8 protein-coding genes and 2 pseudogenes are annotated in these 8832 nt (G+C 38.7%); 5 read left to right on the top strand and 5 right to left on the bottom strand.

Annotated elements, in window-relative coordinates; genetic code table 11:
• Positions 1-100, top strand: a pseudogene (locus ACFOU2_RS09010) (IS6 family transposase); the annotation flags it as partial.
• Between the two features lie 154 nt (positions 101-254).
• Complete coding sequence (locus ACFOU2_RS09005; RefSeq protein ID WP_377914328.1) at positions 255-500, top strand: VanW family protein; 246 nt, start codon at positions 255-257, stop codon at positions 498-500.
• A 44-nt stretch (positions 501-544) separates the two neighbouring features.
• Here ACFOU2_RS09005 and ACFOU2_RS09000 read toward each other — a convergent pair whose 3' ends face one another.
• Positions 545-1120 carry a helix-turn-helix domain-containing protein gene (locus ACFOU2_RS09000; RefSeq protein ID WP_377914326.1) on the bottom strand — a complete coding sequence of 192 codons (576 nt, stop codon included), beginning with the start codon at positions 1118-1120 and terminating at the stop codon, positions 545-547.
• A 92-nt stretch (positions 1121-1212) separates the two neighbouring features.
• Here ACFOU2_RS09000 and ACFOU2_RS08995 point away from each other — a divergent pair, with 92 nt between their 5' ends.
• The gene (locus ACFOU2_RS08995; RefSeq protein WP_377914324.1) at positions 1213-2442 is read left to right on the top strand and encodes a benzoate/H(+) symporter BenE family transporter; all 1230 of its coding nucleotides are present in this window, start codon (positions 1213-1215) and stop codon (positions 2440-2442) included.
• A 44-nt stretch (positions 2443-2486) separates the two neighbouring features.
• Here ACFOU2_RS08995 and ACFOU2_RS08990 read toward each other — a convergent pair whose 3' ends face one another.
• Positions 2487-3509: an LLM class flavin-dependent oxidoreductase gene (locus ACFOU2_RS08990; protein WP_377914322.1), complete on the bottom strand. Its 1023-nt coding sequence runs from the start codon at positions 3507-3509 to the stop codon at positions 2487-2489.
• 85 nt (positions 3510-3594) lie between these two features.
• Complete coding sequence (locus ACFOU2_RS08985) at positions 3595-3936, bottom strand: ArsR/SmtB family transcription factor (protein ID WP_377914320.1); 342 nt, start codon at positions 3934-3936, stop codon at positions 3595-3597.
• Positions 3937-4788: 852 nt separating this feature from the next.
• Between ACFOU2_RS08985 and ACFOU2_RS08980 the strand changes: the two genes are divergently transcribed.
• Both ACFOU2_RS08980 and ACFOU2_RS08975 read left to right on the top strand, forming a co-directional pair.
• Positions 4789-5496: an IS6 family transposase gene (locus tag ACFOU2_RS08980; protein WP_377914318.1), complete on the top strand. Its 708-nt coding sequence runs from the start codon at positions 4789-4791 to the stop codon at positions 5494-5496.
• A 208-nt stretch (positions 5497-5704) separates the two neighbouring features.
• Positions 5705-5953: pseudogene (locus ACFOU2_RS08975) on the top strand (undecaprenyl-diphosphate phosphatase); the annotation flags it as partial.
• A 219-nt stretch (positions 5954-6172) separates the two neighbouring features.
• Here the strand turns inward: ACFOU2_RS08975 and ACFOU2_RS08970 are convergent.
• A complete protein-coding gene (locus ACFOU2_RS08970; protein ID WP_377914316.1) occupies positions 6173-7687 on the bottom strand; it encodes a flavin monoamine oxidase family protein in 1515 nt (504 codons plus the stop codon).
• A gap of 335 nt (positions 7688-8022) precedes the next feature.
• Positions 8023-8832 (bottom strand): IS4 family transposase (locus tag ACFOU2_RS08965; RefSeq protein ID WP_377914314.1); only part of this gene is annotated, 810 nt, incomplete at its 5' end.

Genomic DNA, 8832 nt, shown 5'->3' with positions numbered 1-8832 from the left:
GTACCTACAGTACAACTTGAGTTTCCGTAATCTTGTGGAAATGATGGAGGAACGAGGCTTATCGATGGCTCACACGACAATTATGCGTTGGGTTCATCAGATATGATGAAAAAAGGGCAAGTTCACCAAGGGGTGAGGTCTGCCCAAAATCGAAAAGAATTCATTGATAAACTGTTTGGCATCGCATCATAATCCGTAAGTTAGCAGGAAATTCATGTCCTATGTTTTTTTGAAATCATCTTTGCACCAGAACCATAAATGTGATTCAACGCTCCTCACACAGCAGGGAAGTTTCATACGTTCCTCCTGGACGAGATGCCACAGTGAGCTGGAATGGGCCTGATTTAATTTTTATAAATAATTACAACCAGCCTATCCTCATTCAGGCGAAAACACTAGAGGACAAATTGATTGTTAATGTTTATTCTTCTGATGTCATTACTTATAGACCTAAAAATGTTCCATCTCTTCCAAAGGATCGAAATTACATGCCCAAGTGAGGTTACTCACTTGGGTTTTTATGGAAAATTTAATCTTTGAAGTGTTAAGAAGGATATCTCACCACTACATGTAACACGGCCTCTTCATCACCGATATTCTTATAAAGATGTTTGCTCGCAGCTTCAAACTTAATGGAATCAAACTGTTTGAGTTGGTATACCCTCTCCTCTACTTCAAAGCTGATATTTCCCCTCATTACCGTCACAAATTCCATTGCTCCTTTATGATGCGGCTCCGGCGAGTACATGGCTTGCGGTTCAAGAAATGCTCGATATATTTCCATTGTTGGTCCATCTGTATTCCGAAAAACTGTCTCTACTCTCCATGTTTGGTCTGGCCCATAAATCATAAAGCCCTCTCCACATCTCGAAAGATCGACATGATCGTCCATTACTAAAATTCTTGTTAAAGGGATCGATAACCCTTCTGTAATTTTCCATACAACTCCTAATGTGGGATTCGTTTCTCCCCTTTCAATCTTTCCTAACGTGAGCTTGCTAACACCTGTTTTTTCGGCAAGCTCCTCGAGGCTCAATTTTTGTTCGCTTCTAATTTTCCGAAGCAGCCCGCCCATTTGTTGAATTAATTTTCTTGTTTGTTCATCTTCTAATCCCTTCATTCGGTCCTCCATATTTTTTGTATATTTTTATATACATTTTATCAGTTTTAATATATTATACTATACTGTAGCTTATTTTAGGAGTGAGTACTTTGTGGAAGAAGAATATTGTTGAATTTCCCCGATTATTATCGATTGGAAATATTTCAAATGGTTTTGTGGCCTGGCTATTCGGCGCAACTGGACCATTACTGATTGTTTTACAAGCAGCTTCGAAAGGCCACCTATCTGATTCAGCGATTACATCCTGGATCTTTGCTATTTATGGAATTGGGGGATTGCTATCGATTGGTCTCTCCTTTTATTACCGCCAGCCGATTGGATATGCTTTTTCGATTCCTGGTGCAATTCTTGTCGGAGCATCCTTATCTCATTACACATTTAGCCAGGTAGTTGGTGCCTATCTCGTGACAGGCATCGTCATTTTTCTTTTAGGAATATCTGGAATGATCGATAAATTAATGAAGGTCCTTCCTATGCCAGTCATGATGGGAATGGTTTCCGGCGTCCTTCTTCCTTTTGGTACAGATATGTTTCGTTCTGTTCTCGACAATCCCTTGTTAAATGGAATTCCTTTTCTAGTATTTCTTGTTCTTTCTTTTTTCGGAAAGCTGTCAAAAAAATTCCCTCCCATTGTTGGGGCTATTCTCACATCTATTGTTTTATTAAAAGTATTACCAGGAATTCAAGTTCATGGTGTATCATTTTCTTTGGCGGTACCGCACGTGGTCTTTCCTTCCTTTAATCTATCTGTGATGGGAGAACTGGTTATTCCGTTAGTGCTTACGGTCATCGCAATACAAAATGCTCAAGGAATTGCTGTTCTGGAGAGTGCGAATTATCTCCCGCCCATTAATTCTATGACGAGTTGGAGCGGGATTGGATCGATTCTCAATGGATTTATGGGCGGCCATTCTGCTTGTATTGCCGGTCCAATGACTGCCTTATTAGCAAGTAAAGAATCTGGATTGAAAGAAAATCGTTATGCCGCTGCAATCGTATTAGGAATTTTGTCATGTTTATTAGCTGTTTTTGCACCAATGGCGGCAGCCGTTCCCCATTTGATTCCCTCCTCATTAATTAAAATGCTGGGCGGGCTGGCCATGATTAATGTCCTGATTGACTCTTTGAAGACGAGCTTTTCAGGGCGTTTTAAAACAGGTGCTTTATTTTCATTTTTGATTACGATTTCTGGAATTTCTCTCTTTCATATCGGGGCACCTTTTTGGGGATTGGTTGGAGGAACCTTAGCTTCCTTCTTCTTAGATCGAACAGATTTAAAACCTTCTGCTTCACAGGATCAAACAACTCAATCGGTTTAATAGTCACAAAAAATGGCTTGGAGTTTCCTCCAAGCCATTTACCATTATTCCCCTTTTGTAATATCTGCCAAAATTTCATGAGAACGAAGGCGGGCTTGGTGATCATACACCTGGGCAATCGCCATAATTTCATCAGCCCCGCTTTCCTCTATAAAGTTCTGAAGCTTTTCTTTCACTGTTTTAGGGCTGCCCACAATAGATAAACCTAATGAATTTTGAAGAGCCTCTATTTCATAGTTGCTTGCCATTTCATGAATGTTATCAACTGGTGGTTGGAGCGGCACATCCTTACCACGCATTAAATTCAAAAACTGCTGCTGGAGAGTAGTTGCAAGAAGCTGTGCTTCTTTATCCGTTTCTGCTGCAATCACGTTTAGCCCGACCATTGCATACGGCTTGTCCAGTACTTTAGAAGGTTTAAATGAACGTCGATATAAGTTTAGAGCAGGCAGCGTGTTATGTGGTGAGAAATGGCCGGCAAAAGCGAATGGCAGACCAAGTTCTCCGGCCAGCTGGGCACTAAATCCGCTTGAACCTAACAACCAAATTGGAATATTCAAACCTTCACCTGGAACAGCCTTAACATATTTGTTTCCTTGTACTAAGTCAGGATCAAAGTAACCGCGGAGTTCAGCTAACTGTTCTGGAAAGTCATCTCCAGTACTTCTCAAATCACGTCTTAATGCACGGGCAGTAAGCTGATCTGTACCTGGCGCACGGCCAAGACCAAGGTCAATTCGGCCAGGATATAAGGATTCAAGCGTCCCAAACTGTTCAGCAATCACGAGTGGCGCATGATTCGGCAGCATGATCCCGCCTGAACCTACCCGGATTTTTGATGTACCTGCAGCGACATGTCCTATCACTACAGAAGTGGCAGAGCTGGCGATAAACGGCATATTATGATGTTCAGCGAGCCAATAGCGGTTATACCCAAGTTTTTCAGCAAGCTGTGCTAACTCCAATGTATTGCGAAATGAATCAGCTGGTGTGCTTCCGGCCACAATCGGTGAAAGATCTAGTACCGAGAACGGAATTTCATTTAGTTTTTTTATATGGTTAGACATACGTTCATCTTCTTCCTTAATGTTTGATTTATAGAGGATAAATACCTGGGTTAATTAATAGACTTTCTTTCTCCTTTTTTAAGGGCTATATATTCATACCGATGTATTTTTCGAACTGTTTGATCGTTTTCTTATTACGCCGATAATACGTCCATTGTCCAATTCGTTTCATTTCGACTAGCCCACTCTGCAGTAGAATCGATAAATACTGGGAAGTTGTGGACTGCGAGATCCGGGTTTTGCTGCGGATATCACTTACACAAACACCACCTTCAAATCCTTCAACTTTTACAATATGGGCTTGTGTTGAAAAATTATTATCAGGGTCTTTTAGCATTTGAAGTATTTTTATTCTAGTCTGGTTGGACAATGCCTTAAAGATTTCAACGGCCTGTTCGTCATTTAATCGTTCTAATTCCTGATTCAATAGCATATCTCCTCTTCAATATGATAAACACCTTTCCCATTTGAGCGGATAAATATCGGGAATTCTCGATATATCTATATGCTACCCAGATGTCAGTATAAAATCAAATAATATAATCCTAAGATTTTAATGATGCAAAAAAATAGCAGTTTATCTAGCCTTTTTTGAACAGCAAAAACCTAAAAAATTTTAACCTTTCCTTCATCCATTGTTCACATTTTATTATTAAAATTCCTTTGGGTATGTTACCTAATCCTAAAAATAAATAATCCAGTTATGGTGCGGGGTTATTTACTTTTATGGGTCATTGATTTTAGAAAAACCAAAGGTTCTATGATATGCTAAATATTATGTTAATTGCACTTATTTAGAAATTTAATTAAAGGGTTTATGTTTATGTTTCATGTAAACAGTTCTCCTTTACTTATTTTGCTCCTTCATAACAAAAATCTGAATACTATCTGTATTGTTATTTACTTTCAATATCCAAATAGAGATTGTATTTAGCCTATGTATGAGCAGTCATAGTCTTAATCTTAAGTTGTTTCTATTCAACCTTCAAAATTTGAATCCTTTCAAATTTACTACTATATGGACCCAAAACGTTCTTTACCCCAACGTTATCGAGTAATTTCTACTTTTTTTCATTAACTACATAGGTTCATGTTCTTGGGTATGACCTGATTCTGATAAATAAAAAGGAAGCTAAATGGATAAAACTACCAAATGGTATATAATTCCCTTTTATTGTTAAATAATACGGTTCTGGTGCAAAAACTTCAAGACAATTGCAAGTAATCTCTAAATCTTGGACATACTGATACTATTACTCTATAAAGGTGTGTGATCAGTATGGAAAAACAAAATTTGTTTAAATGGAAGCATTATCAGCCTGACATTATTTTGTTAATGGTGAGATGGTACCTACGGTACAGCCTCAGTTTTCGTGAATTGGTGGAAATGATGGAGGAACGCGGCTTATCTATGGCTCACACAACGATTATGCGTTGGGTCCATCAATATGGACCTGAATTAGATGAAAGAGTACGGCGTCATCTCAAGCAAACAAACGACTCATGGAGAGTCGATGAAACCTATATAAAAGTAAAAGGACAATGGATGTACTTATATCGCGCAGTCGATTCGGAAGGAAATACGATTGACTTTTATTTAAGTAAATCCAGAGATACCAAAGCAGCCAAGCGCTTTTTCAAAAAAGCCTTGGCTGTTCGTCATTCTACAACACCACGTGTCGTTACGGTTGATAAAAATCCAGCGTATCCTGTAGCCATCGAACAGTTAAAAGAGGAAAAGATGATGCCTGAAGGCATCCAAATAAGGCAAGTGAAATATCTTAACAACATCGTGGAACAAGATCATCGTTTCATTAAGAAACGTGTGCGTTCTATGTTGGGATTCAAGTCTTATGAAACAGCCATTTCTATATTGAGTGGCATTGAAGCTATGCATATGATGAAAAAAGGGCAAGTTCACCAAGGGGTGAAGTCTGCCCAAAATCGAAAAGAATTCATTGATAAACTGTTTGGCATTGCATCATAATCTGTAAGTTAGCAAGAAATTCATGTCCTATGTTTTTTTGAAATCATCTTTGCACCAGAACCCAAAATAATGTCAGGCTGATAATGCTTCCATTTGAACAAATTTTGTTTTTCCATACCGATCACACACCTTTTTAGAGTAATAGTATCAGTATGTTCAAGATTCAGAGATTAGTTACAAGTAGTTTGTAGTTTTTGCACCAGAACCATCAGAATTCTCTTTTCTAATTGCTCTCCCTGTTATGATAGGGGCAACAGGCTTAGATTTATTAAAGAGTTGGGATCATTTAAGTGTAAGCGATATTCCAATGTTCGCAGTAGGATTTATTACTTCTTTTGTTGTGGCAATGATAGCAGTGGTGACTTTCTTAAAATGGCTTGAAAAATTAGGTTTAACACCTTTTGCGTACTATCGAATTGTGTTAGCCATTGCATTTACATTATTTGTGTTGCTCTAAATGTTCTTATGTACCAAATTTAATGCAGCAAAATGCTAATTATCTTGTATTAAAGATCCCTGTGATTCTATGAAATCAACGGGATTTTTTTGATTGCTTATAACGGGTTTTATGTTAACTATCATGTGAATAATTGTAAGTTTTAATTTTGGACAAACCAATTACATACAGGATTGGAGGGCAATGTTTCTACACCATTACCCTCTTTTTTATTGGTGATTAGGACTGAAAGGAAGTGTTCGGTGAGTCATGGACTTCAAAGAAAGTTTTTGGTAAATCATTGACTTCATATGCAACATGTATTCCGGACTCGATTGCACCTTGGATCCAAGCATGGGTAGTTGAGGCATGTTCGCCAGCAAAATGAACCCTTCCTTCGGGAGAAGAAATATAGGGAGATAGTTCTTTTACCTGTTCGGGTTTAAACATCGTGAAAGCTCCACCAGAATACGGATATCGAATCCAACTGTGGCTCGCTCCTGTTTGAAACTCACTATATACCTGTTTACCATGGATGGTAGCCAAGTTTTTTAATACATATTCCAAGCGATCTTCATCATCCAAACTGTCCCAAGGTATAGCATCATCCTCCCATGTATAACTAGCCAAAATAACACCCGGTCCTGGTGTACCGAGGTTATGGCTCGGGTATTGAGTATACTTAATAGGGAGATCAGAAACTGTTTGCCCACCATACATGCCTTCCTTTTCCCAGAACCTGTTTTTAAACTGGATGCCGGTCTTCGTAGAGCCCACATAGTGAAGTTCCCGAATCGCCTTCCATTTGTTTTCAGAAAAAGAATCACGTGGCTCAACATCTACAAATTGTAAGACTGAAAAAGGAATGGTCACAATCGCAAGATCACCGGTGATTTGAAATGGCTCCAAGATTTTATGGACAGAATGAATGGTTACTTGGTTGTCGTGCTGCACAATTTTCTTCACCTTTTGTCCATAATGGATATCATCTTTCAATTGAGTGGTAAATGCTTCAGGAAGTTGGTCGTTACCGCCTGTGATCTCATAGAAGCGAATGCTAGGGGTAAACAAGATCATTAGTTCACGTAACAGTTCCAAGAAAGAAAGTTCCATAAATCCTTCCAGTGAAAGAATTACTTTGATCATTTCGATGGCACCCGGAGATAACCTGACTCCAAACGGGTTATATCTTAAATAAGTGTCCATCGAGTATTTATCCAATTCTTTTATGACCCAAGGCCAATTTCTCTTCGGGTTTTGGTTAATAAAATCTGTCACGGGTTTTATTGCTAATTGAAGCAACTCCGCAGCGGTTTTACCTCTTTCTTGTGGGGCTACCGGAAAGCCAAAAATATCCGGATTCTGTTCATATACCTTTAAACGAGTTTTGATTCCTTTAACATAGATAATGTCGTTAGGAGTCGTGTTGAAAAATCTATTAACTGGAAGTTGGAATTTTTTTATATATTCCAAAGTCAAAAAATGAGTATGAGGAATACGCATCGCACCAGCTTCAAGATATTGCTCATCCCTAAAATCGCCTCGTAACGTATAGACCCGCCCTCCCACCCTTTCAGAAGCTTCAATGATTGTAACATGGTGTCCAGCTTGCTTAAGCAAAGAGGCCGAGACTAGTCCTGCCATACCTGCGCCAATAATGATGATCTTCTTGGGAATTTGGGTTTTTTTAAGTCCATTTCTGATGATTGAAATCATTTGATCAGATGATAACTCAGGAAAGATATAATTTGACATATTTCCCCTCCTCTACAATGCTCATTAGACCGTGAGCTGATAAAAAGATGGCTTACCGTCATCTTATTCAGCTAGAAAGTACATTTATGTAAAAAAGGAGCAAGAAATCTATCAAGCTTGAACATACTGATACTACTACTCTAAAAAAGGTGTGTGATTGGTATAAAAAAAGAAAATTTATTTAATATCACTAGTGTTGCATAAATTTTATTTGAATTTTCAGTTTTATATTTTTTCTAATGAAAAGCCAAAAAAGTAAATACCCAAACAAAGGTGGCTCCATCCATTTGGATTTTATTTACAATTAGACGTAAGCGATAACGACCTTTTGCTCGTTAAGGCACAGTTTTTCCTTTGATTTTTCGAAGCCAAAGATGCGCTGGCTTCCACAAAGTCGCCCTTAAATACCGGCTAATTTGTAAAATCTTTCGCTGGCTTTTTGTTTCAAGCTGTACGAGAACATGCAGACAAAAGACAATCAGTGCGATGAACACTTGGTTGTGAATCGCCCATTCGCTTTGTCCATAAAACTTTTTGATGCGGAGATGTTGCTTGATCCATTTGAAAAACAGCTCTATCGCCCAGCGCGATTTGTACATCTCTGAAAGCTCATCGGCACTCAAATCAAAACGATTCGTGATTAAATGGAGTTCATTTCCCTTTGAATCCATCACTTTTAGTAGACGGAAATAGTTTTCTGCTCGATTCTGCGTCGTGCCAATCAACACCATTTGATCCGATAAAACGGTCGTATCGTCTGGCAGTTTGAAGTCGTAAACTTCCCGTATGACTGCGTTTTTCCGCAACCTTGAAAGAAAAAAGTAACCCTCATCTGTCATGCGGTCGAATCGCTCATAATCGAGGTAGCCACGGTCAAACACGTACATGCATTCTTTGTCATCGATCATGACTTCCAATTGACCACGGTCATGTTCTTTCGCTGTTGTCAGCACGGCTTTTTCAGGATACGATGTCCCTTTTTCCATAAAGACAAGGCGTAGATGTAACTTCACGCCTGCTTTTGTTTTACGGAATTTCGCCCATCGATGATTCGTCAAATTGAGTGGTAAGGTGCTTGAGTCAAGGATTTTTAACGGCATCACGAGTTTTGTGTCGTGTGTTTTGGCATGAATTTGTGTCACTAA

Origin of the sequence: Bacillus songklensis (assembly GCF_042649685.1) — a bacterium.
GTDB lineage: Bacteria > Bacillota > Bacilli > Bacillales > Bacillaceae_H > Bacillus_BA > Bacillus_BA songklensis.
This window is presented reverse-complemented; position numbering and strand designations above follow the sequence as displayed.